We start from the raw sequence: 22,155 nt of genomic DNA, 5'->3' as shown, positions 1-22,155 counted from the left end.
CCATGGCGGCAGTTCGCAAGGCCCCACAAAAGCCGTTTGGCCGACGCAAGAAACAGGGGGTGCCTCAAGCAAGAGACGGGCCACCTTGTGCCGGGCGGCAGTCGTCTGCCGCAGGCAGCGTGGCCGCTGCGGCGTTTTCAGCCCTTGAGTTTCAGCCCTTGAGCCAGGGGCGGGGGCCGCCCATGACGTGGATGTGCAGGTGGTGGACTTCCTGGCCGCCTTCGGTGCCGGTGTTGACCACCAGGCGAAAGCCGCCGTCGGGATACGGGTTGCAGCCTTGCTCGGCAGCCAGGCGGGGCGCCAGCGCCATCAGGCGGCCCAGCAGCGGGGCGTCCTCGGCCTGGACCTGGGCCATGGAGGGGATGTGCTTCTTGGGCACCATCAGGAAGTGGATGGGCGCGCCGGGATGGATGTCGTGGAATGCGAAGACTTCTTCGTCCTCATAGACCTTGCGGGAAGGGATCTCGCCTTTGGTGATGCGGCAAAACAGGCAGTTCGGGTCGTGGTCGTGCATGGCGCTACAGGAATCCTGGGAGGCTGGCGGTAGGTTGGAAATCAGGCCGGATTGTCGTTGATGCGCAGCGTCTGGCGCACGCCGATGTCGCTGCGGTGCTGCTGGAGCCACTGCTGGCCCTGCTCGCGTCCGAGCTCGAACAGCTCGCGCACGAAGCGCATGTCGGAGCGCGTCTTGGTCGAGGCGCCATAGCCCTTGAGCACGGAGCCGCCGTCCACGCGGTGCAGCAGCACCTTTTTGTAGCGTGTCGGGTCCAGCTTGCCCTGCTCGAGCAGGCGCTTGACGAACTCGATGGCGCGTAGCTCGGCCAGCAGGCCGGCGTTGAATGTGACCTCGTTCATGCGGTCCATGATGTCGGCCGCCGTGTTGGGCAGATCGGTGTGCTCGATGGGGTTGATCTGCACCAGCAGGATGTCGCTGGACGCCGTGCCGTAGATCAGCGGGTACAGCGCCGGGTTGCCCGAAAAGCCGCCATCCCAGTACGGCTCGCCATCGATTTCCACGGCCTTGAACAGCTGCGGCAGGCAGGCCGAGGCCATGACCGCGTCGGCACTGAGTTTTCTGCCCGAAAAGATGCAGCCCCGGCCCGTGCGCACATTGGTGGCGCAGACAAAGACCTTGGGCACCACGCCTTCCACGGGCGGATGCGTCAGCGCCTCGAAATCCACGACCCGTTCGAGCAGCTTGCGCAGCGGGTTGATGTCCAACGGGTTGGTCTGGTAGGGCGAGAAGAACTGGTTGAGCACGCCCATGAAGGGGCTGCCCGGCAGGGGCGCGCCCCACATCAGGCTGCCCATGGTGCCCACGCCTTCCCACAGTTCGGTCAGCGTGGCGCGGGCCAGCTCGGCCCCCAGCGCCTGGGCGGCCACCGGATCGCTTTCCTGGCGTGCAGCCTTGGCAAAGCCCTGGGCCAGGGCCACTGCATTCATGGCACCGGCGCTGGTACCGCTGATGCCGTCGAAGACAAAGCTGCCGTCTTCCAGCAGCGCATCGAGCACGCCCCAGGTCAGGGCACCGTGCGAGCCCCCGCCCTGCAGGGCGAGGTTGATCTTGCAGGTCGGGGTCGGAGTCATGGCGGTGTGCCCGGGACCTTCAGCGGTCCACGGCCTGGTTGCGGTTCATGGCGACCATGCCGCGCACGATGCGGTAGAGGAACCAGATGGAGATGACGGTCCAGGCGATCCAGCCGGGCACGAAGAACAGCAGCCACAGCGGCGCCGTGACCAGGTACAGGATGCCGGCCCAGATCACGCTGCGGATGCGCCACGAGAAGTGGTTGGCCATCCAGCTGCCTTCGGCGTCGCCGCGCTTGACCAGATCGATGATCAGGGCGATCACCAGCAGCGCAATGCTGGGCTGTGCGCCCGGCACGACGGCGGCCACGGCCACCACCAGGTGCAGCAGGTAGCTGACCCAGCCCCAGGCCTTGAGGCCTTCGATGCGGGACTGGTCCAGGGCACGGACTTCGATGTAATCGTCATTCATGGCAGCGGTCCTTTCTCGTTCACATCACGTTCCTGGGCCTTGCGCAGCGCCTTTTCCTCGATGCCGCTGGTGCCTTCGCGGCGTTCCAGCTCGGCAACGACCTGGGCGGGCGTCAGGCCATAGTGGGCCAGGGCGATCATGCTATGGAACCACAGATCGGCCACTTCGTAGAGGATTTTGCCGGCGTCTCCGCCATGGTCTGCGTCCTTGGCGGCCATGACCACTTCGGTGGCCTCTTCGCCGATCTTCTTCAGAAAGGCATCCGGGCCCTTGTGCAGCAGGCGGGCGACGTAGCTCTTGTCGGGGTCGCCGCCATTGGCGGGCTTGCGGCTTTCGATGACGGCGGCCAGGCGCGCCAGGGCGTCCAGCGAGGAAGTGCTTGCGGTGTCGTTCATGTTCGTGGAATTCATTTGTAGATCGATTCGGGGTCTTTCAAGACCGGATCGACGGCCTGCCACTGGCCGTTCTGCAGCACGCTGTAGAAGCAGCTGTGGCGCCCCGTGTGGCAGGCAATGCCGGGCTCGTGGCCGGTCTGGGTGATCTTGAGCAGGACCACGTCGTTGTCGCAGTCGATGCGCACCTCGTGCACGGTCTGCACGTGGCCCGATTCCTCGCCCTTGAACCACAGCTTGTTGCGCGAGCGGCTGAAGTAGACGGCGCGGCCGAGCTCGGCCGTCTTGGCCAAGGCCTCGCGGTTCATCCAGGCGAACATCATCACGTCGCCCGTGTCCTTTTCCTGCGCGATCACGGGCACCAGGCCCTGCGCATCCCATTTGACTTGATCTAGCCAGTTCATTGCCTGCATTGTGAATATCCTGGGTGGGCATCCCTGTGACAGGATTGTCAGGAATTGCCTGGATTGAAAATACACCCCCTGAGTCGCTTCGCGCCTTCCCCCTCTCTCGCTGCGCGGGAGGGAGACGACAGCCTTGCTGCGGGGCGGCCCTTGCTCGCTGTCCCTGGTCCCTTGGGCCGCGCCGGTTTCATGGGTTGTGGGCGGCGCGAGCGCCATGGAAAACTGAAATGAAGGAGTCCGCCGACGCGCCGTATCAGAGGCGCACGGGCACGCCGCGCTCTGCCATGCGTTGCTTGGCCTGGCCCACGGTGAATTCACCGTAGTGGAAGATGCTGGCGGCCAGCACGGCGTCGGCGCCGCCCAGGGTCACGCCATCGGCCAGGTCGTCCAGCGAGCCCACGCCGCCCGAGGCGATCACGGGCACGGGCACGGCGTCGCTGACGGCGCGCGTGAGCTTCAGGTCGAACCCGGACTTGGTGCCGTCGCGGTCCATGCTGGTCAGCAGGATCTCGCCCGCGCCGCGGCGCGCCATTTCGGCGGCCCACTGCACGGCATCCAGGCCGGTGTTCTTGCGTCCGCCGTGGCTGTACACGTCCCAGCCGGGGCCGGCAGCGCGGCCATCGGCGCCCATGCGCTGCTCGTCCTCGGCCGTGCGCCGCTTGGCATCGATGGCCACGACGATGCATTGCGCGCCGTACTTGTCGGAGGCCGCGTTGATCACGTCGGGGTTGGCGATGGCGGCCGAGTTGAAGCTGGTCTTGTCGGCGCCCGCGTTGAGCAGGCGGCGCACGTCCTCGACGGTGCGCACACCGCCGCCGACGGTCAGGGGAATGAAGACCTGGCTGGCCACGGACTCGATGATGGGCAGGATCAGGTCGCGCCCGTCGCTGGTGGCCGTGATGTCCAGGAAGGTCAGCTCGTCCGCGCCCTGGGCGTTGTAGCGCGCGGCGATCTCCACCGGGTCGCCCGCATCGCGCAGTTCCACGAAGTTCACGCCTTTGACGACGCGCCCTCCCGTGACGTCAAGACAGGGGATGATGCGTTTGGCAAGCATGGGCAGACTCGTGGCTAGGGCGTGAAACAAGGGCGAAAAGATACCACGCCCTCGGCGCCCGCAGGCGCTGCGGGGTTCAGCGCTTGAGGCCTGCGGCCTGGCTTTGCCAACGCCATGCGTCCTCGCACATGCGATCGATATCCAGCGCAGCCTTCCAGCCCAGCAGGCGCTCGGCCTCGGCGGGGTCGGCCCAGCACTGGGCCACGTCGCCGGGGCGGCGCGCCACGATCTGGTAGGGCACGGGGCGGCCGCTGGCGCGCTCGAAGGCCTTGACCATCTCCAGCACCGAGACCGGGCGCCCCGTGCCCAGGTTCACGGTCAGCAGGCCCTGTTGCTCGCGCAGATAGCGCAGCGCCGCCAGGTGGCCGCGCGCCAGGTCGGTGACGTGGATGTAGTCGCGCACGCCCGTGCCGTCCGGCGTCGCATAGTCATCGCCATAAACACTGAGCTGCTGGCGCTGGCCGATGGCGACCTGCGACACATAGGGCATGAGGTTGTTGGGGATGTCGCGCGGGTCCTCGCCGATCAGGCCGCTTTCATGGGCGCCCACGGGGTTGAAGTAGCGCAGCCGTGCCAGGCTCCACTGGCCGGGCTCGGCCCGGTCCAGGTCGGCCAGCATTTCCTCGATCCACAGCTTGCTGCGGCCGTAGGGGTTGGTGGCGGACAGCGGAAAGTCTTCGCGGATCGGCAGGCTGGCCGGATCGCCGTAGACCGTGGCCGAGGAGGAGAACACCAGGCTGCGCACGCCCGCCGTCCGCATGGCCTGCAGCAGGGCCACCGTGCCGCCCACGTTGTGTTCGTAGTAGCGCAGCGGCTGGGCCACGGACTCGCCCACTGCCTTGAGCGCGGCGAAGTGGATCACCTCGCGGATGGAGTGCTCGGCAAACAGCCGCTCCAGCGCGGCGCGGTCGCGCACGTCGCCCTCGACGCACAGCGGGCGCCGGCCCGTGATGCGTTCCATGCGGTCGAGCACATCGGGGCTGCTGTTGCTGAAGTTGTCGTAGATCAGGTAGGGCTCGCCCGCAGCGGCGAGTTCCACGCAGGTATGCGAGCCGATGAAGCCGGCGCCGCCTGTGACCAGAATCATGAATACCTTTCATTGGTGATTTTTCTGCCTGCCTAGTATCGCCATAACCCAGCTTCCCCCGTGCTTCAAGGGCGCCGAGCACAAAAGTAGGGAGAAGACACGTTTGCAGACAAAAACCGGTATGCTCGCGCCCGCATTTCGTCGGACTGACGATAGCTTTTATCAAATCGACTAGAAATTTGATGTACAAAAACTATGAATTGACCGTGCGTGGCCACACCCCAAGGAGAAGGCCGTGAACGCTTTCCTGCGAACCTGCCTGTTTTGCTGGGGGCTGTTGTGCGGCTGGGCGGTGCAGGCCGCCGAGCCAGCGGTTGCCGTCTATTACGGGAACAAGGCCTCGCTCAGTGAACTGAGCCTCTACGACATCGCTGTCGTGGAGCCGGGCCACGGCTACGACCCCGTTCAATTCCGCAAGCAGGCTCCGGGCAGCGAACTCTACGCATATGCCTCCGTGGCCGAGGTGCTGCCCGAGCGCGCCTACTTCAGCAAGATTCCCGAGGCCTGGAAGATGGCGCGCAACGGCGCCTGGCAGTCCATCGTCCTGGACCAGACGCCTGCCCAGTGGCCCGCCTTCTTCGCCGACGAGGTGATCGCACCGCTGTGGAAGCAGGGCTTTCGCGGCTTCTTCCTGGACACGCTGGACTCCTACCGCCTGGCCGCGAATTTCGACGAAAAGGCCCAGCAGGACGGCCTGGTGCGCGTCATCGAGACGCTGCACCAGCGCTACCCCGGCATCCGGCTGATCCTGAACCGGGGCTTCGAGATCGTGCCGCGCGTGAGGGACAAGGTACAGATGGTGGCGGCCGAGTCGCTGTTGCGGGGCTGGGATGCCAGCCTCAAGCGCTATGTGAACGTGCCCGAGAAAGACCGCGAATGGCTGCTGCAGCAACTGCAGACCATCCGTGAGCGTGACCGCCTGCCGGTGCTGTCCATCGACTACGTGGCCCCGCACGACCGCGACGCCACGCGCGAGACGGCCCGCCGCATTGCGCAGCTGGGCATCATTCCGTGGGTGTCGGATGCAGGCCTGCAGACCCTGGGCATAGGCCAGGTGGAGGCGGTGGCGCGCAGGGTGTTGATTCTCTACAACGGTGCCGACTATCCGTCCATCAACGGCGCATCGGCGCACCGCTTTCTGGAAATGCCCATCAACTACATGGGCTACGTTGCCGACTACGCCGATGTGCGCGAGCCCCTGCCCGAAGGCGTGGCGCGCGACCGCTATGCCGGCGTGGTGAGCTGGTTCGGCGGCGCGGTGCCCGAGATGCGGGCCAAAAGCGTGCGGCAGTGGCTGGCCAACCAGGTGCAGCAGGGCATGCCGCTGCTGGTGCTCAATACGCTGGGCCTGTCCCAGGACCGCACCATGTCGGCCGCCCTGGGCACGCGCAGCACGGAAGCGGCACCCGTGTTCCCGCTGCGGCGCGCCGAGCAGGCCCCGCTCATGGGGTTCGAGATACCGCCGGCCGAGCCCGCGCACGACTACGAAGGCTGGGAGTTCACGCCGCAGATGGCCAAGGGCAGCCGCGAGCTGCTGTCCTTCGATGACAAGCGGGGGCGCCGCTTCGTCTCTGCCGCCATCACGCCCTGGGGCGGCTTTGCACTCATGCCCTATGTGGTGGTTGGCATGCCGGGCACCGACCAGTCGCGCTGGGTGATCGACCCCTTCGCGCTGTTGCGCGAGGCGCTGCGCCTCCAGGACTTTCCGGCGCCCGACGTCACCACCGAGAACGGCCGCCGCCTGTTGTTGGCCCATGTGGATGGCGACGGCTTTCCCTCCAGGGCCGAGCTGCCGGGCACGCCGTTCGCCGGTGAAGTGCTGCGCCGCGAGATCCTGGAGCGCTACAAGATCCCGCACACCATCTCGGTCATCGAGGCCGAAGTCTCGCCGCAGGGCCTGTATCCGCAGTGGGCCGAGCAGCTGGAGGGCATTGCCAAGCGCATCTTCGCCATGCCCCATGTCGAGATCGCCAGCCATTCCTACTCGCACCCCTTCTTCTGGGAGCCCGGGGCGGCGCCCAACGAGGACGACAGCAAGGAGGTGAATCTCAACCTCCACATCCCCGGCTACCAGATGGACATGAACCGGGAGATCAACGGCTCGGTCGACTACATCCGCAAGCGCCTGGCGCCGCCCGGCAAGCCGGTGGACGTGTTCCTGTGGACCGGCAACACGGCGCCCAGCGCCGAGGCCCTGGCCATCTCCGATGCCGCCGGCCTGCTCAACATGAATGGTGGCGACACGGCCATCACGCGCAGCAATCCCTCGCTCACCGAGGTGCGCAGCTGGGGTCTGCGCAAGGGCGGCCACCTGCAGATCTATGCGCCCGTCACCAACGAGAACATCTACACCAACCTCTGGCACGGGCCGTTCTACGGCTTCGAGCGCGTCATCGAGACCTTCGAGATGACCGAGGCTCCCCGGCGCCTGAAGGCCGTGGACATCTACTACCACTCCTACTCCGCCAGCAAGCAGGCCAGCATCAAGGCGTTGCACAGGATCTACCAGTGGGCGCTGGCGCAGCGGCTGAACCCGGTCTACAGCTCCGAGTACATCCGCAAGGTGCAGGATTTCTACGAATTCGCCATAGGCCGCGACGCGCAGGGCTGGCGCCTGCGGGGTCCGGGCCAGCTGCGCACGCTGCGCATGCCGCCCGGCATGGCCCTGCCTTCCATGGCTGCCAGCAGCGGCATTGCCGGCTATGCCAAGGGGGCAGACGGCAGCTACCTGCACCTGGCCGGCAGCGACGGATACCTGGTGCAACAGACGCAACAGGACGCCGCAGGCGCGGCCGCCCATGCGGCGCGCCCCTATCTGGTGGATGCCAATGCCCGGCTCACGCAATGGCAGCCCCAGGCCGACGGCGGTGTGCGCTTCGCCCTGCAGGGCCATGTGCCGCTGGAGCTGCGCATGTACCTGCCTGCCGGCTGTTCGCTGAGTTCCGCGAACGCCGCCACGCCCCTCCTTGCCGTGGCGGGTGCCGATACCGGCAACGCCAACCTCCGTTCCTTCAGAAGTACCCAAAACAGTGTCGAACTCCAAGCGCAATGCCGGGGGCTCTGAGCGCCCCATCACGGTTCCCTTCTGGCTGATCGCGCTGCTGGCGGTACTGATCGGTGGCGCCCTGTGGATGCTGTTTCCCAAGCAGGATCTGGAGCGCCGGCTCTCCGTTACCGGAGATGACTCCGAGCTGTCCTACAACTACCTGAGCAACCTGCTCAAGAGCGATCCCGGCAACGAGAACCTGCGCGCCCTGCTCAAGGCCAAGGAAGAGCGCCTGCAGGCCATCAAGCTGGCGCGGGAAGAGGCGGCCAAGCAGGCACTGCCCAGCGCAGCCGTCCAGGCCTGGGACCACTGGCAGGCCGCCTACCAGGGCTATCTGGAGGCGCAAAAGCAGGACCACCGCGCGGGCGGCCAGGCCGAGGCGCTGGCGCCGCAGGTGATGCAGGCGTTGAAGGACGTGCCGCTGCAGGGGCTGACCCAGGAGCAGGCTCTGTACCTGGCCTCGTCGGCGCTGGTGCTCAAGGACGCACCGCTGGCCCTGGGCATCTACGACGACGTGGCAGGCCGCCAGGCCGATCCCGCGCGCAAGGCGCAGGTCTATGAATCCGCAGCGCGGCAGGCGCTGGGCATGTCCTTGTACGAGGAATCGGCCCGGCTGCTGCGCCAGGCCAGCGCCACGACCGAAGACGTCCAGCAGTCGCGCGCCTACCTCTGGCAGGCCCTGCAGGTGCTGCAGTCCGGCAACCGTGCCAACGAAGCGCTGGCGCTGGCGCGCCAGCAGGAAGAACTGCTGGGCAGCGACCCCGAGACGCTGCGAAAGCTCATCGGCCTGGCGCGCGCGGCCGGCAACCGGGCCGAGGCCGAGCGCTATGCCAAGCGGCTGCTGCAGCTGTCGCTGCTGCAGCAATGGCAGACGCAGGTGGCCGGGGCTTCGGGCGCCGGTCCGGACCCGGTTGCCGACGACGGCGCCTGGGCGCTGCAGCCCGTGGCCTGGACCGCCCCGGGCTGGCGCATGCTGCGCACGGCCGATCCCGTGCGCAAGCCGCCGCCGGGCCTGCCCTTTGACGACAAGACCTACCTGCTGGGCTACGAGGTATTCCTCGAAAACCGCAACCTGGAAGATGCCTGGCGCGTGGCCACGGCCGCCGTGCGCCAGGCGCCGCAGGACATGGCCTGGCGCGAACGCCTGGCCCAGGTGTCCGAATGGATGGGACAGCAGCAGCAGGCCCTGGACAACTGGCTGGTCATTGCGCAGAACACGGGGCGCGAAGATGCCTGGAAGACGGTGATGCGCCTGGCGCCGGGCCTGTTCGACGACCGTGCCCTGATTGCCGGCCTGCGCCACCAGTTGAGCCGCCGTCCCCAGGATGCCGCGCTGCAGCAGGCGCTGGTCCAGGCCTACGAGCGCCAGGCCGAGCCCGGCGAGGCCATCGACTATCTGCAAAAGCACGGCAGCACGCCGCAGTCGCAGATTCTGCTGGCCCAGCTGGCCGAACGCGCAGGCCGGTCGCAACTGGCGCTGCAGGCCTGGAAGCGTGTGCTTGCCGATCCCGAGCAGCGCACGCCGGCCCATGCCATGCCCGCCGCCGTGCTCGCGCTGCTGCAGGGCGAGCCGGCGCTGGGCCTGCGCTGGCTGGAGGATGCGCAGACGCGCATTCCCGCCGGCATGCAGGACGAGGGCGAGTACTGGCGCCTGCTGGGCGACCTGGCCCAGGACCAGCGCCAGGAAGCACTGACGCTGAAGGCCTACCGCCGCCTGCTGCAGACGCCGCACGCCGGCATCAGCGACTACGACGAGGTGATACGCCTGCTGCAGCGCGCCGACCGGCGCGAGGCGGCCCGGATGTCCCTGCACGCCTGGGAGCAGTTCCATGACGTGCGCCATCTGACGCAGGCCTTCTACCTGCTGGAGGACCTGGAGGACTGGACGCAGATCGGCAGCCAGGTCGAACGCATCTTGGCCGACCCGGCCCTGGTCAAGCGCCTGCAGGGCCAGCCCACCTTCTTCCAGATACTGGGCGCCTACTACCAGCGCACGGCGCAATCGAAAAAAGCCATGGAGGCCTTCGAGAAGGGCCTGGCGCTGGACCCCGGCTCCACGCCGCTGCGCCAGGGCCTGATGTGGCTGCTGATCGACACGCAGAACGCGGCGGCCCTCAAGCTGCTGCTGGCGGCGGCCGAGCCTGTCTGGGCGCGCGATGCCGACATGCACGGCGCCCTGGCGGCGGCCTACATGACGCTGTCGCGCCCGGCCGTTGCGCTGGAACGCTATCTGAAGCCGCACCGCGCCGAGCATGCCGACGACTTCCTGTGGATGATGCAGTACGCCGACGCGCTGGAGCAGAACCAGCAGGCCGATCGGGCCTGGAGCCTGAGGCAGCAGCTGTGGACGCGCGAGAAGGTGCGGGCACGCGCCCAGGACGGCGCAGCGGCCCTGGCCGCCCGCAAATGGCTGACGGCCGAGGGGCTGGACGAGGTTCAGCGCCAGGCCCGCAGCCGGCTCATGCTCTTTCATACCCAGGGCGATGCCGAATTCGCCCTGATGCGCGAGCTGCTGCGCATGGACCTGGAAGGCGGGCGCCGCGAGCATTCCGCCGCGGCGGCCGAGCTGGCCATTGCCTGGCTGCAGGAGCGCGGCGAGTACCAGGCCGAGCGTGGCTACCTGTGGCAGCAGTACGCGCGCAGCCGCAGCAAGAGCACCAGCTCGCCGCTGTGGGCCGAGATCACGGTGGCCCTGGCGGAAAAGGATGTGGCCCAGGCCGGGCAGCTGCTGCAGCGCCATGACGAGGCGCTGCCCCGCTATGACCGCATCAACGCGGCAGCCATGGTCGGCGATGTGCGGCTGGCGCAGACGGCTGCCTTCGAGAACATGGTCGACCAGCCCGACGACGATCCCCTGCACCTGGCGCTGACCGAGCAGCTGCTGGCCTTCAGCGACTACGGCGGCCTGCAACTGCGCAACCGCCGCATGGACGCCATCGACGAGCAGGTCTCCCGGCTGCGCTGGCATGTGGGCCTGAACCCCCGCTGGGCGCTGGACCTGGATGCCGAGGACGTGCGCCGCACGGTCAACAAAAACACCCTGGTGCGCGGCCCCTCGCAGGAGCGGGGCATCGGCCTGCGCCTGACGCGCAAGACGCAGTCGGCCTCCAGCGAATTCATGCTGGGCCGGCGCGAAAGCCTGGAGGGCTACACGCCCATGCAGTTCACGCAGACCTACAACGTGGACAGCCGCTGGAGCCTGCAGGCATCACTGGGCCGGCACCTGGCCACGCAGGAAACGCTGGCCATGCGCATGGGCGGCATGAAGGACCGCGTGTCGCTGGGCAGCAGCTACCAGCTCTCGCGCCTGGACCAGATCACGCTGGAGCTGGCATCGGAGCGCTACCGCGTGCAAAGCGGCGCACGCGTGGGCTCCGGCAACCATGCGACGCTGCAATACCTGCACACCTACCGCAGCGAGGCCCCCACCCTGCAGTTCGGCGCCTTCACCTCCTGGCACCGCTACAGCCGCAACGACCCGGCGCTGCTGCAGGGCCGGGATGCGGCCATCCTGGGTTACCTGCCGCCGTTCAACGATCCCACCATCGACTATCTGCTGCCGCGCAGTTTCCGCTTCTCGGGCCTGCAGATGATGTTCAACACGGGCTACGAGCAGCAGTACACGCGTGCGCTGCGGCCCTACGCCAGCCTGGCCCTGACGCACCACAGCGTCAACGGCGTGGGCTACGAGCTGGGCATGGGCCTGGCCACCAGCCTGTTCGGCGCGGACCACCTCGCGCTGGGCCTGAATCTGTCCAAGTCGGGCATCAACACCGTGGGCAATACCCGCGAGCTGTTGCTGACCTACCGCCTCCACTACTGATCCGAAGACTTCAAGGAGCCTCTCCATGACACACCGCACCACTTTCGCCTCCCGCCTTCGCGTGCTCACGGGTATTGCCCTTGTCGGCCTGCTGTCTGCCTGCTCGACCATCGACCGGGGCACGGCGCCCGCGCTGGAGACGAATGCCAGCTGGGCGGTGCTGCCCTTCGAGAACCACACCGAAACGCCCATGGCCGGCAACCGCGCCGCCGCCATTGCCACGGCGCTGATCAATGCGCGTGGCGTGGGCCAGGTCAAGCGCTACACGGGCGATGCACTGCAGGAAACCCTGTTCGACGGCCGCGAAGCCAAGCGCCGCGACGACGCCCTGGCCTGGGCGCGCGGCGAAGGCGTGCGCTATGCGCTGACGGGCGCGGTGGACGAATGGCGCTACAAGGTGGGCGTGGATGGCGAGCCGGCCGTGGGCGTGACCTTGGAGATCGTGGACGTGGGCACCGGCGCCACCGTGTGGAGCGGCGCGGGCGCGCAAAGCGGCTGGAGCCGCGAGGCCCTGGCCGCCGTGGGCCAGAAGCTGATCCGCAACCTGCTGGGCACAGGCCTGGCCAACGCCCGATAAGCGAATCCAGGGAACGACTCTTCATGCCAGACCAAGCCAGCACGCCCAAGGCGGCACCGCATTCCGCTGCACCGCGCCGCGCCGGCATTGCCGCGGAATTCAGAGGCTCGCCGCTGGGCCTGCTCGTGCAGACGAGCGCCAAGCCCTGGGTGGTGGTGGGCGAGACGCTGCTGCTGCCGGTGCTGGCCGTTTTGATCGGCATGTGGGCCAACCCGGACAACCCCCTGTGGGTGGAGTCCGAGTTCCCCTGGGCCTGGCTGGCGCCCGTGGTGGTGGCCCTGCGCTACGGGCCGGTGGCCGGCCTGTCGGCGGCCGGCGTGCTGCTGCTGGCCTGGCTGGGGGTCAACCAGCGCGATCTGTCGCTGTTCCCGGAACAGTACTTTCTGGGCGGCCTGATCCTGGTCATGGTCGTGGGCGAGATCTCCAGCCTCTGGCGCGCACGCATACGCCGCGCGCGCACGGCGCAGAACTACATGGACCAGCGCACCGAGCAGCTGATCCGCCAGCATTACCTGCTGCGCCTGTCGCATGACCGGCTGGAGCAGGAGCTCATAGGCCGCCCCGTGTCCATGCGCGATGCCATCAACGTGCTCAGCGGCCTCAGTGGCGCCGAGGGCGATGCGCAAAGCCTGCTCAACCTGCTGTCGCGCTTCAGCCAGATCAGCGTGGCCAGCCTGGTGCCCGTGCGCAATGAGGTGCTGGACCCCACGCCCATTGCCCAGCTGGGGGGCGAGCGGCCCATCCATGTCCACGATCCGCTGGTGCGCCAGGCGCTGGACAGCCATGTGCTGTGCCATGTCTCGCAAAGCATGGCGGAGGGCCAGCAGACGCAGTACATCGTCGTGGCGCCCATGCTGGACCTGGAGGGCGAGATCTACGGCCTGCTGCTGGTCGAGGAAATGCCTTTCTTCGCATTGCAGGAAGAGGCGCTGCAGACCATCAACCTGCTGCTGGGCTACTACACGGACAGCGTGGCCGCCAACAGCCTGGCTGCGCCGCTGCTGCAGGCCTATCCCGATTGCCCGCCGCATTTCGCGTTCGAGCTGCAGCGCATGGAGCATGTCAACCGCAGCGCGCGCCTGAGCAGCGTGGTGGTGGCGCTGGAGCTGTCGCCCTCGGCTGTGCAGGCCCAGATGGCCCAGCAGATCATGCGGCTGGAGCGCATGCTGGACCGCTCCTGGCTGCAGGAAAGCGATGGCCGGCAGCTGCTGGCCATCTTCATGCCGCTGGGCACCAACGCCACGGCCGAGGGCTACCTGAACCGCATCGAGGGCTGGCTGGCCCAGCGCGGCGTGGCCTCGCTGGCCGATGCGGGCATCTTCCCGCGCACCATCTTGCTGGACCGCTGCTCGGCCAGCAGCGTGCTGGAGCGGCTCCATCAAATGGGGCAGGGCCATGCTTAACCTCAAGCTGGCATTGGGCGCGCTGGCCGCGGAAATCGCCTCATGGAGCAGCCTGTGGCTGCTGCGCAGCCAGTCGGATGCGGCCCTGCTGGGCTATCTCACGGCCCACGGGCTGGCCAGCGGCCTGCTGGCGCTGTGCCTGGCGCCCTTCCTGGCCACCTCGGCCAAGTCGGTGCGCCAGCGCCTGGCCCTGGTGGCGCTGATGGGGCTGTTTGCCTATGCCGTGCCGGTGGCCGGCATTTTGGGCGCCGTGGTCGCCACCATTGCGCTGCACACCCAGCGCGGCCCGCGTGGCGGCCCGCGTTTCCCGGTGATGCCCCTGCCCGATTTCGACCCGCACCAGCAGGCCAGCACCAGCCGCCGCCAGGCGGGCCTGCAGTCCTTCCTGGCCAATCCCAATGTGCCGGTCGCCTCACGCATGCGGGCGATGGTGGCGCTGGGCAGCGTGCCGGGGCGCATTGCCTCGCCCATGCTGCGCACGGCGCTGGGCGATTCCAGCGAAGACCTGCGCCTGCTGGCCTACAGCATGCTGGACGCCAAGGAGCGCGAGATCAGCAAGACCATCCACCAGGAGCTGCAGCTGTTCGAGCATGCCCGCCAGTCCGAGGGCGATGCGCCCTACGGGCCGCGTGGCCTGCAGGCGGCGCGGGCGCTGACCGACCTCTACGCGGAGCTGGTCTACCAGGGCGTGGCGCAGGGCGATGTGCGCGACCACGCCATCAAGCAATCCCTGCACTACTGCGACCTGGTGCTCGCCCAGCGGCCCGACAACGCCTTGCTGCTGCTGCGCCGTGGCCGGCTGCTGCACATGCAGGGCAGGGCGGTGGAGTCGCTGGCCTGCTATGAGCGCTCGCTGGCGCTGGGCATGGAGCCGGCACGCGTCGTGCCCTACCAGGCCGAGCTGCTGTTCGATCGGCGCGAATTCGCCAAGGCGCAGGCCCTGATGCGTTCGCTGGACATCGAGCAAGCCCTGCCGCGCCTGAAGCCCAGCATCCGCTACTGGAGTGCCTCATGAGCCGTGCGAGCCAGTTCCCCACGGCGGCCGATGCGGACATCGCGCTGCTGCTGGAAGGCACTTTCCCCTATGTCAGCGGTGGTGTGTCCAGCTGGGTCAACCAGATCCTGCAGGCCTATCCCGAGCATCGCTTTGCCATCGTCTTCCTGGGCAGCCGGCGCGAGGACTATGGCGATTTCCGCTACGCACTGCCGCCCAACGTGGTGCACTTCGAGCAGCACTACCTGTTTGACGCGCTGCACTCCAATATCCAGCCCGCCCCTTCGCGCGGCCATCCCGAAGCCCTGGCCAAGGCCCGGGAATTCCTGGGCGCGCTGGAGGCGCATGACGGCAGTGCCGAAAGCCGGGCCAAGGTGCTGGCGGCCATGCGCTCCATTGCGCTGGAACTGCAGCCCGGCGGCAGCCTGCCGCTGGAGGATTTCCTGCACAGCGAATTCGCCTGGGACCTGATCCGCGACAGCTACCGGCGCCACTGCACCGACCCGTCGTTCGTGGACTTCTTCTGGACCGTGCGCATCATGCTGCAGCCGCTGTGGCTGATGGCGCGCATCGCCCACGGGCTGATCCCGGTGCGCGTGCTGCATACCGTCTCGACCGGCTATGCGGGATTTCTGGGCGGACTGCTGCACCATTCGCGCGGCCTGCCGCTGGTGCTGTCCGAGCATGGCATCTACACGAAAGAGCGCCAGATCGACCTGCTGCAAAGCTCCTGGATCCGCGACAACCGCAACATCTTCCAGCGCGACCCCATGGAGGTGTCGTTCTTCCGGCAGATGTGGATACGGTTTTTCGACTGGATGGGGCGCTTTTGCTATGGCGCGGCCGATCCCATCATTGCGCTGTACGAGAACAACCGCCTGCGCCAGGTGGCCGATGGCGCGGCCGCCGAGCGCACGGTCAGCATCCCCAACGGCATCCGCATAGAACGCTTTGCGCCGCTGCGCACCCAGCGGCCCGCCGAGGTGCCGCCCGTGCTGTGCCTGATCGGCCGCGTGGTGCCCATCAAGGACATCAAGACCTTCATCCGCGCCATGCGCCGCGTGGTCAACCGGATGCCCCAGGCCCAGGCCTGGGTGGCCGGCCCCACGGCCGAGGACCCGGCCTATGCCGAGGAATGCCAGAACCTCGTGGACAGCCTGGGCCTGCAAGCCAACATCCGCTTTCTGGGCATGCAGAAGGTGGAGGAGTTGCTGCCCAAGGTGGGCGTGGTCGTGCTGTCTTCCATCAGCGAAGCGTTGCCCCTGGTGATTCTCGAAGCCCAGGCCGCAGGCGTGCCCGTGGTCAGCACCGACGTGGGCTCCTGCCGCCAGCTCATCGACGGGCTGGAGCCGCAAGACCAGGCCCTGGGCTCGTGCGGGCGCGTGGTCGGCATTGCCAACCCCGAGGCGCTGGCCGACGCCTGCCTGGAGCTGCTGAGCTCGCCCACGCAGTGGCAGGCCGCCAGCGCGGCCGGGATTGCGCGCGTGGAGCGCTACTACTCCGACCGGCTGCTGTTCGAGCGCTACAGGCAGGTCTACGACAGGGCGCTGCAACAGTCCGAGGAAAAACACTGATGGCCGGCATTGGATTCGAACTGCGCCACCTGCTGCGCAAGAACACGCTGACCAGCGTGCTCCAGGCCTACGCCTATGCGGGCGTCATCGGCTCGGGGCCGTGGGTGTTCTCCATCATCGGCATCCTGCTGGTGGGGGTGTTCAGCGTCAGCGTGGTGGCGCCGCCGCTGCTGGTCACGCAGTTCCAGACCTCCGTGACCTACCTGGTGGCCAGCAGCCTGATCCTGACCGGGGCGGCGCAGCTGGCCTTCACGCGCTTTGTGTCGGACCAGCTGTTCCTCAAGAAGGACGAGAGCATCCTGCCCAACCTGCATGGCCTGCTGCTGGTGGTCGTGGCCACTGCCAGCGCGCTGGGCACGCTGGCCCTGTTCGTGGTGCTGCCGGGCCAGGGCCTGCTGTACCGCGTGCTGATGCTGGCCGGCTTCACGCTGATGTGCGTGGTCTGGGTCATGACCGTGCTGCTGTCGGGCCTCAAGCACTACCGGGCCATTGCCGGGCTGTTCGGCGCCACCTACCTGCTCATCGTGCTGCTGGCGCTGCCGCTGCGCTACTGGGGGCTGGAAGGGCTGCTGGCCAGCTTCGTGATCGGCCATGTGCTGCTGCTGGCCGGCATGTGGATGATCGTGCTGCGCAGCTTTCCGCTGCAGCAGCGCTGGATTGCCTTCGACTTCACGCAGCGCTCGCTGATCTTTCCGGCGCTGATCGGCATCGGCGTGCTCTACAACCTGGGCATCTGGATCGACAAGTTCATGTTCTGGTACTACCCGCCGACCTCGCAGCAGATCATCGGCGGGCTCAGGGCCTCGCTGATATACGACCTGCCGGTGTTCCTGTCGTACCTGTCCATCATTCCGGGCATGGCGGTCTTCCTGGTGCGCATCGAGACCGACTTCGTCGAGTACTACGACAAGTTCTTCGACGCCGTGCGCGGCGGCGGATCGCTGGAATACATCGAGTCCATGCGCAACGAGATGGTCTACGCCATCCAGGCGGGCCTGGGCGAGATCGCCAAGGTGCAGACGTTGGCCGTCCTCGTCACCCTGGTGGCCGGGCCGGCCATCCTGCAGTTGCTGGGCATCTCCCAGCTGTACCTGCCGCTGCTGCACGTGCAGGTGGTGGGCGCCGGCTTGCAGGTGGGTGTGATGGCCGTGCTCAACGTGTTCTTCTACCTGGACGAGCGGCGCATCGTGTTCATGCTCTGCCTGCTGCTGGTGGCGCTGAACATTGCCTTCACGGGCATCTCGCTGGCGCTGGGCGCCGCGTTCTATGGCTACGGCTTTTGCCTGGCCATGCTGGTGACGCTGTGCGTGGGGCTGTACCTGCTCTCGCGCGAGCTCAACCGGCTCGAATACAAGACCTTCATGCTGCAGTGACGGGCAGGCATCTCTCGCCATTTGCCGATTTGCACGGTCTTGATCCAGCGTGTTGGCGGGGGGCGCCGGTCTGCGCGACAATACGGGATTCGGCGCCGGCACCCAACCGAGACAAAGGTTCCGCCGAGGAACCATTCATTACAACGATTGCGCACCTTGCGTGCAGCGGCCGCCGCCTTTCGCTTTTTCCACTCCAAAGCTTTAAGCCATGAAAAAACGCACCCTCTTGGCCATGGTGGCCCTGTCTGCACTGCTGGCAGCCTGCGGCAAGAACGAGTCCGCATCGACCGCCGCCGCGCCGGTTGCCGCCCCCGTGCCGGCAGCCATGACCAAGTTGGTGATCGGCCTGGACGACAACTTCCCGCCCATGGGCTTTCGTGACGACAAGAACGAGATTGTCGGCTTCGACATCGACATGGCGCGTGAAGCCGCCAAGCGCATGAACGTGGAAGTGGACTTCAAGCCCATCGACTGGAGCGCCAAGGAGGCCGAGCTGGTCGGCAAGCGCGTCGACGCGCTGTGGAACGGCCTGACCATCACCGAAGAGCGCAAGAAGAACATCGCCTTCACCGCGCCCTACATGGAGAACCACCAGATCATCATCGTGCGCGCCAACTCCGACATCAAGGACAAGGCTGGCCTGGCAGGCAAGGTCGTGGGCGCGCAGGATGGCAGCTCGGCCGTGGACGCCATCAAGAAGGACGCCGCCGTGGCCGCCAGCTTCAAGGACCTGAAGACCTTCGGCGACAACATCACCGCGCTGATGGACCTGTCGGCCGGCCGCCTGGACGCCGTCGTGGTCGACGAGGTCGTGGGGCGCTTCCACGTGGCCAAGAAGGCTGGCGAGTACCTGGTGCTCGAGGACAACTTCGGCACCGAGGACTACGGCGTGGGCCTGCGCAAGGAAGACACCGAAGTTCTGGGCAAGCTCGAAGCCGCGCTGGCCGAGATGAAGAAGGACGGCAAGGCCGCCGAAATCGCCTCCAAGTGGTTCGGCAAGGACATCATCAAGTAAATCCGGCACACCATGCGACCGGCAAGGCCAGCCTGGCATTGCCGGTCTTTTGCGTTCTGGGACGCACGCGCCCGTGGCTGCCCGGATCCTGCCGATGCCGGCGGGGCCGCGCACCGCACTGAGGCCATTCGATGGAATATGTAATCTCGCTCATGGGGCCGCTGTCCGCCGGCGCCCTGGTCACCCTCAAGCTCTTCGTCATCACCCTGGCGCTGTCCATCCCCCTGGGACTGTCGCTGGCGCTGATGCGCATCTCCCGCTTTCCCGCCCTGAGCCGGCTGGTAGGCGGCTACATCTGGCTGATGCGCGGCACGCCGCTGATGCTGCAGATGCTGTTCATCTACTTCGCGCTGCCCTTCGTGCCCGTGATCGGCGTGCGCCTGCCCGATTTCCCTGCCGCCGTCGTCGCCTTCGCGCTGAACTACGCCGCCTACTTCGCCGAAATCTTCCGCGCGGGCATCCAGTCCGTGGACCGCGGCCAGTACGAGGGTGCCAAGGTGCTGGGCATGAGCTACGGCCAGACCATGCGCCGCATCATCCTGCCGCAGATGTGGGCGCGCATCATCCCGCCTGTGAGCAACGAGACCATCACCCTGGTCAAGGACACCTCGCTCATCTACGTGCTGGCCCTGAATGACCTGCTGCGCGCCGCGCGCGGCATCGTGCAGCGCGACTTCACCATCACGCCCTTCGTGGTGGCCGCAGGCTTCTATCTGGTCATGACTCTCGTGTTGACCTGGATCTTCCAATACCTAGAAAAACGCCATGCCAAATACGACGCGTGATAACGCGCCCGAGACCATGATCTCGGCGCAGAACATCTGCAAGGGCTTTGGCGGTGTGCCGGTGCTGCGCGGCGTTTCGCTGGAGCTGGCGCGCGGCGAGGTGGTGGCCGTCATCGGTCCTTCGGGATCGGGCAAGAGCACGTTCCTGCGCTGCCTCAACCACCTGGAAACCATTGACAGCGGCCGTGTCGCCGTCGAGGGCGAGGTGCTGGTGGACAGCGGCGCGGACGGCCGCGCCCACTACGTGCCCGAGGCGCAGATCCGCCAGATCGGCCGCAAGATGGGCATGGTGTTCCAGTCCTTCAACCTGTTCCCGCACCTCACGGTGCTGGAGAACATCATCGAGGCGCCGATCGTCGTCAAGGGCCTCAAGCGCGAGCAGATCGTGCCCAAGGCCGAGGCGCTGCTCCACAAGGTGGGCCTGCTGGAAAAGCGCGATGCCTATCCCAACCGGCTGTCGGGCGGGCAAAAGCAGCGCGTGGCCATCGCCCGGGCACTGGCCATGGAGCCGGACATCCTGCTGTTCGACGAGCCCACCTCCGCGCTGGACCCGGAGCTGACCGGCGAAGTGCTGCGCACCATGCGCGAGCTGGCCCAGGAGCACATGACCATGCTGGTCGTGACCCACGAGATGGGCTTTGCCCGCGAGGTGGCCAATCGCGTGATCTTCATGGACAAGGGCGAGATCGTCGAGCAAGGCCCGGCGGAAGCCTTTTTTGCAGCGCCGCAGCACGCCCGGACCCAGGCATTTCTGCAGAACATGTTGTAAAAAAACATCTGTCCAGTCCGGACTTTCCCCAGGTCCAGAGAGCGTGCAACGCTTGTGTAGCAAGCGAAGCATGCTCTTTTTTTTATGGCGTTTTCTGCCATGACTTTTTGAGAAACATACACGGATGTATGTTTATCTCAGGGGTGATGAGCAGGCATCGGCACCTGTCTGCACAATAGCGGGCTTGCCTGCGAACATTTATCGACCGCACCACAGCATGATCCCAACCGCCTCTTTCGTGGAGTTGCGCAACGTCACCTTCGGCTATGGCGAGCGTGTGATCCTGCGCGACCTGTCGCTGCAGGTGCCGCGCGGCAAGGTCACGGCCCTGATGGGGGCATCGGGCGGCGGCAAGACCACCGTGCTTCGCCTGATCGGCGGCCAGCAGCATGCCCAGCAGGGGCAGGTGCTGTTCGATGGCAAGGACGTCACGACCATGGACGCCGCAGGCCTGTACGCCGCGCGCCGGCGCATGGGAATGCTGTTCCAGTTCGGCGCGCTGTTCACCGACATGAGCGTGTTCGACAACGTGGCCTTCCCGCTGCGCGAGCACACCGATCTCCCCGACGAACTGGTCCGCGACATCGTGCTCATGAAGCTGCATGCCGTGGGCCTGCGCGGTGCGCGCGACCTCATGCCCAGCGAGATCTCGGGCGGCATGGCCCGCCGCGTGGCGCTGGCGCGGGCCATTGCGCTGGACCCCGAACTGATCATGTACGACGAGCCCTTCGCCGGGCTGGACCCCATCTCCCTGGGCACGGCCGCCCAGCTGATCCGCGAGCTCAACGATGCCATGGGACTTACCTCCATCCTGGTGTCCCATGACGTGGAGGAAACCTTCCACGTGGCCGACCATGTGGTCATCCTGGGCAACGGCGGCGTCGCCGCCCAGGGCTCGCCAGATGAGGTGCGGGCCAATCCCGACCCGCTGGTGCAGCAGTTCATCCACGCACGGGCCACCGGCCCCGTGCCTTTCCACTACCCCGGCGTGAGCGCCGAGGAAGATTTCGGCAACCCCGCAAGCTCCGGCAAGAGCAACGGCAGGAGGCACGCATGAACCGGCTGCATCCTGCGCGCATTGGCGCGGCGGTTCGCCAACAGCTGACGCAGCTGGGCATGGGCACGCGCCTGTTCGGCCGCCTGCTCGCCCTCATGGGGCCTGCGCTGGGTCGCCCGCGGCTGATCGGCGACCAGATCCATTTCCTGGGCAACTATTCGCTGGCCATCATTGGCGTGTCCGGCCTGTTCGTCGGTTTCGTGCTGGGCCTGCAGGGCTACTACACGCTGCAGCGCTACGGCTCGGCCGAGGCGCTGGGCCTGCTGGTGGCGCTGTCGCTGGTGCGCGAACTCGGGCCCGTCGTCACGGCGCTGCTGTTTGCCGGCCGTGCCGGCACGGCGCTGACGGCCGAGATCGGCCTGATGAAGGCCGGCGAGCAGTTGTCGGCCATGGAGATGATGGCCGTGGACCCGGTGCGCCGCATCCTGGCGCCGCGCTTCGTGGCGGGCCTGATCGCCATGCCGCTGCTGGCGGCCGTTTTCAGTGCCGTCGGCGTGATCGGCGGCTGGCTGGTGGGCGTGGTCATGATCGGCGTCGATGGCGGCGCCTTCTGGGGCCAGATGCAAAACGGCGTGGACTGGTGGTATGACCTGGGCAACGGCGTTCTCAAGAGCCTGGTGTTCGGCGTGGCGGTGACCTTCATCGCGCTGCTGCAAGGCTATGCAGCCAAGCCCACGCCCGAAGGCGTGTCCCGCGCGACCACGCGCACGGTGGTGATGGCCTCGCTGGCCGTGCTGGGGCTGGACTTCCTGCTCACGGCAACGATGTTCAGCCTTTGACCCGGCACCGGTGCCACCTCTCGC

General features: G+C 67.1%; 19 protein-coding genes. 12 read left to right on the top strand and 7 right to left on the bottom strand.

Annotated features, from left to right (window positions below; all coding sequences use genetic code 11):
* Positions 1-151 precede the first annotated feature (151 nt).
* The 7 genes from IAE24_RS20460 to galE form a co-directional block, all read right to left on the bottom strand.
* Positions 152-514, bottom strand: a complete 363-nt coding sequence (locus tag IAE24_RS20460) for a histidine triad nucleotide-binding protein (protein WP_034396985.1) — start codon at positions 512-514, stop codon at positions 152-154.
* 41 nt (positions 515-555) lie between these two features.
* Positions 556-1,587 (bottom strand): patatin-like phospholipase family protein, encoded by a 1,032-nt coding sequence (locus IAE24_RS20455; RefSeq protein ID WP_199961573.1) that lies wholly within the window; start codon positions 1,585-1,587, stop codon positions 556-558.
* A 19-nt stretch (positions 1,588-1,606) separates the two neighbouring features.
* Positions 1,607-1,999: a DUF4870 family protein gene (locus tag IAE24_RS20450; RefSeq protein ID WP_013800783.1), complete on the bottom strand. Its 393-nt coding sequence runs from the start codon at positions 1,997-1,999 to the stop codon at positions 1,607-1,609.
* A complete protein-coding gene (locus IAE24_RS20445) occupies positions 1,996-2,409 on the bottom strand; it encodes a phosphoribosyl-ATP diphosphatase (protein WP_043822256.1) in 414 nt (137 codons plus the stop codon). Before IAE24_RS20445 ends, IAE24_RS20450 begins: the two co-directional genes overlap by 4 nt.
* Positions 2,406-2,804 (bottom strand): phosphoribosyl-AMP cyclohydrolase, encoded by a 399-nt coding sequence (gene hisI / locus IAE24_RS20440; protein ID WP_013800785.1) that lies wholly within the window; start codon positions 2,802-2,804, stop codon positions 2,406-2,408. The genes IAE24_RS20445 and hisI overlap by 4 nt, the downstream gene beginning before the upstream one ends.
* A gap of 244 nt (positions 2,805-3,048) precedes the next feature.
* A complete protein-coding gene (gene hisF, locus IAE24_RS20435) occupies positions 3,049-3,849 on the bottom strand; it encodes an imidazole glycerol phosphate synthase subunit HisF (RefSeq protein ID WP_016450993.1) in 801 nt (266 codons plus the stop codon).
* 76 nt (positions 3,850-3,925) lie between these two features.
* A complete protein-coding gene (gene galE / locus IAE24_RS20430) occupies positions 3,926-4,936 on the bottom strand; it encodes a UDP-glucose 4-epimerase GalE (RefSeq protein ID WP_099732863.1) in 1,011 nt (336 codons plus the stop codon).
* A gap of 235 nt (positions 4,937-5,171) precedes the next feature.
* On the opposite strand from galE, the gene IAE24_RS20425 reads away from it, so the two are divergent.
* The 12 genes from IAE24_RS20425 to mlaE all read left to right on the top strand — a co-directional run bounded on the left by IAE24_RS20425 (position 5,172) and on the right by mlaE (position 22,131).
* Positions 5,172-8,000, top strand: a complete 2,829-nt coding sequence (locus IAE24_RS20425) for a bifunctional glycoside hydrolase 114/ polysaccharide deacetylase family protein (RefSeq protein ID WP_199961572.1) — start codon at positions 5,172-5,174, stop codon at positions 7,998-8,000.
* Entirely contained in the window at positions 7,966-11,805 is a 3,840-nt protein-coding gene (locus tag IAE24_RS20420) for a tetratricopeptide repeat protein (RefSeq protein WP_199961571.1), read from the top strand. The genes IAE24_RS20425 and IAE24_RS20420 overlap by 35 nt, the downstream gene beginning before the upstream one ends.
* Positions 11,806-11,830: 25 nt before the next feature.
* The gene (locus IAE24_RS20415) at positions 11,831-12,382 is read left to right on the top strand and encodes a transporter (RefSeq protein ID WP_043822266.1); all 552 of its coding nucleotides are present in this window, start codon (positions 11,831-11,833) and stop codon (positions 12,380-12,382) included.
* A 23-nt stretch (positions 12,383-12,405) separates the two neighbouring features.
* A complete protein-coding gene (locus IAE24_RS20410) occupies positions 12,406-13,785 on the top strand; it encodes a PelD GGDEF domain-containing protein (RefSeq protein WP_099732867.1) in 1,380 nt (459 codons plus the stop codon).
* Positions 13,778-14,800, top strand: coding sequence for a hypothetical protein (locus IAE24_RS20405; RefSeq protein ID WP_034396971.1), 1,023 nt, complete (start codon positions 13,778-13,780; stop codon positions 14,798-14,800). The genes IAE24_RS20410 and IAE24_RS20405 overlap by 8 nt, the downstream gene beginning before the upstream one ends.
* Positions 14,797-16,353, top strand: coding sequence for a GT4 family glycosyltransferase PelF (pelF, locus tag IAE24_RS20400; protein WP_199961570.1), 1,557 nt, complete (start codon positions 14,797-14,799; stop codon positions 16,351-16,353). Before IAE24_RS20405 ends, pelF begins: the two co-directional genes overlap by 4 nt.
* Positions 16,353-17,726, top strand: a complete 1,374-nt coding sequence (gene pelG / locus IAE24_RS20395; protein ID WP_012207338.1) for an exopolysaccharide Pel transporter PelG — start codon at positions 16,353-16,355, stop codon at positions 17,724-17,726. The genes pelF and pelG overlap by 1 nt, the downstream gene beginning before the upstream one ends.
* Before the next feature lie 208 nt (positions 17,727-17,934).
* Entirely contained in the window at positions 17,935-18,741 is an 807-nt protein-coding gene (locus tag IAE24_RS20390) for an amino acid ABC transporter substrate-binding protein (protein WP_012207337.1), read from the top strand.
* Between the two features lie 131 nt (positions 18,742-18,872).
* Positions 18,873-19,526 (top strand): amino acid ABC transporter permease, encoded by a 654-nt coding sequence (locus tag IAE24_RS20385; protein WP_012207336.1) that lies wholly within the window; start codon positions 18,873-18,875, stop codon positions 19,524-19,526.
* Complete coding sequence (locus IAE24_RS20380) at positions 19,507-20,295, top strand: amino acid ABC transporter ATP-binding protein (protein WP_373681080.1); 789 nt, start codon at positions 19,507-19,509, stop codon at positions 20,293-20,295. Before IAE24_RS20385 ends, IAE24_RS20380 begins: the two co-directional genes overlap by 20 nt.
* A 217-nt stretch (positions 20,296-20,512) precedes the next feature.
* Positions 20,513-21,352 carry an ABC transporter ATP-binding protein gene (locus tag IAE24_RS20375; RefSeq protein ID WP_013800794.1) on the top strand — a complete coding sequence of 280 codons (840 nt, stop codon included), beginning with the start codon at positions 20,513-20,515 and terminating at the stop codon, positions 21,350-21,352.
* A complete protein-coding gene (gene mlaE / locus IAE24_RS20370) occupies positions 21,349-22,131 on the top strand; it encodes a lipid asymmetry maintenance ABC transporter permease subunit MlaE (protein ID WP_012207333.1) in 783 nt (260 codons plus the stop codon). The genes IAE24_RS20375 and mlaE overlap by 4 nt, the downstream gene beginning before the upstream one ends.
* The last annotated feature ends 24 nt before the right edge of the window (positions 22,132-22,155 follow it).

The organism is Delftia sp. S65, from assembly GCF_016516495.1.
Classification (GTDB): domain Bacteria; phylum Pseudomonadota; class Gammaproteobacteria; order Burkholderiales; family Burkholderiaceae_C; genus Comamonas; species Comamonas acidovorans.
Note: the sequence above shows the minus strand (reverse complement) of the source record. Positions and strands in the feature narration are given on the sequence as shown.

What these genes read in the sequence shown, in the direction of transcription:
- IAE24_RS20460 (WP_034396985.1), bottom strand. Translation starts at nt 514, where the DNA reads ATGCACGACCACGACCCGAACTGCCTGTTTTGCCGCATCACCAAAGGC.
- IAE24_RS20455 (WP_199961573.1), bottom strand. Translation starts at nt 1,587, where the DNA reads ATGACTCCGACCCCGACCTGCAAGATCAACCTCGCCCTGCAGGGCGGG.
- IAE24_RS20450 (WP_013800783.1), bottom strand. Translation starts at nt 1,999, where the DNA reads ATGAATGACGATTACATCGAAGTCCGTGCCCTGGACCAGTCCCGCATC.
- IAE24_RS20445 (WP_043822256.1), bottom strand. Translation starts at nt 2,409, where the DNA reads ATGAATTCCACGAACATGAACGACACCGCAAGCACTTCCTCGCTGGAC.
- hisI (WP_013800785.1), bottom strand. Translation starts at nt 2,804, where the DNA reads ATGCAGGCAATGAACTGGCTAGATCAAGTCAAATGGGATGCGCAGGGC.
- hisF (WP_016450993.1), bottom strand. Translation starts at nt 3,849, where the DNA reads ATGCTTGCCAAACGCATCATCCCCTGTCTTGACGTCACGGGAGGGCGC.
- galE (WP_099732863.1), bottom strand. Translation starts at nt 4,936, where the DNA reads ATGATTCTGGTCACAGGCGGCGCCGGCTTCATCGGCTCGCATACCTGC.
- IAE24_RS20415 (WP_043822266.1), top strand. Translation starts at nt 11,831, where the DNA reads ATGACACACCGCACCACTTTCGCCTCCCGCCTTCGCGTGCTCACGGGT.
- IAE24_RS20410 (WP_099732867.1), top strand. Translation starts at nt 12,406, where the DNA reads ATGCCAGACCAAGCCAGCACGCCCAAGGCGGCACCGCATTCCGCTGCA.
- IAE24_RS20405 (WP_034396971.1), top strand. Translation starts at nt 13,778, where the DNA reads ATGCTTAACCTCAAGCTGGCATTGGGCGCGCTGGCCGCGGAAATCGCC.
- pelF (WP_199961570.1), top strand. Translation starts at nt 14,797, where the DNA reads ATGAGCCGTGCGAGCCAGTTCCCCACGGCGGCCGATGCGGACATCGCG.
- pelG (WP_012207338.1), top strand. Translation starts at nt 16,353, where the DNA reads ATGGCCGGCATTGGATTCGAACTGCGCCACCTGCTGCGCAAGAACACG.
- IAE24_RS20390 (WP_012207337.1), top strand. Translation starts at nt 17,935, where the DNA reads ATGAAAAAACGCACCCTCTTGGCCATGGTGGCCCTGTCTGCACTGCTG.
- IAE24_RS20385 (WP_012207336.1), top strand. Translation starts at nt 18,873, where the DNA reads ATGGAATATGTAATCTCGCTCATGGGGCCGCTGTCCGCCGGCGCCCTG.
- IAE24_RS20380 (WP_373681080.1), top strand. Translation starts at nt 19,507, where the DNA reads ATGCCAAATACGACGCGTGATAACGCGCCCGAGACCATGATCTCGGCG.
- IAE24_RS20375 (WP_013800794.1), top strand. Translation starts at nt 20,513, where the DNA reads ATGATCCCAACCGCCTCTTTCGTGGAGTTGCGCAACGTCACCTTCGGC.
- mlaE (WP_012207333.1), top strand. Translation starts at nt 21,349, where the DNA reads ATGAACCGGCTGCATCCTGCGCGCATTGGCGCGGCGGTTCGCCAACAG.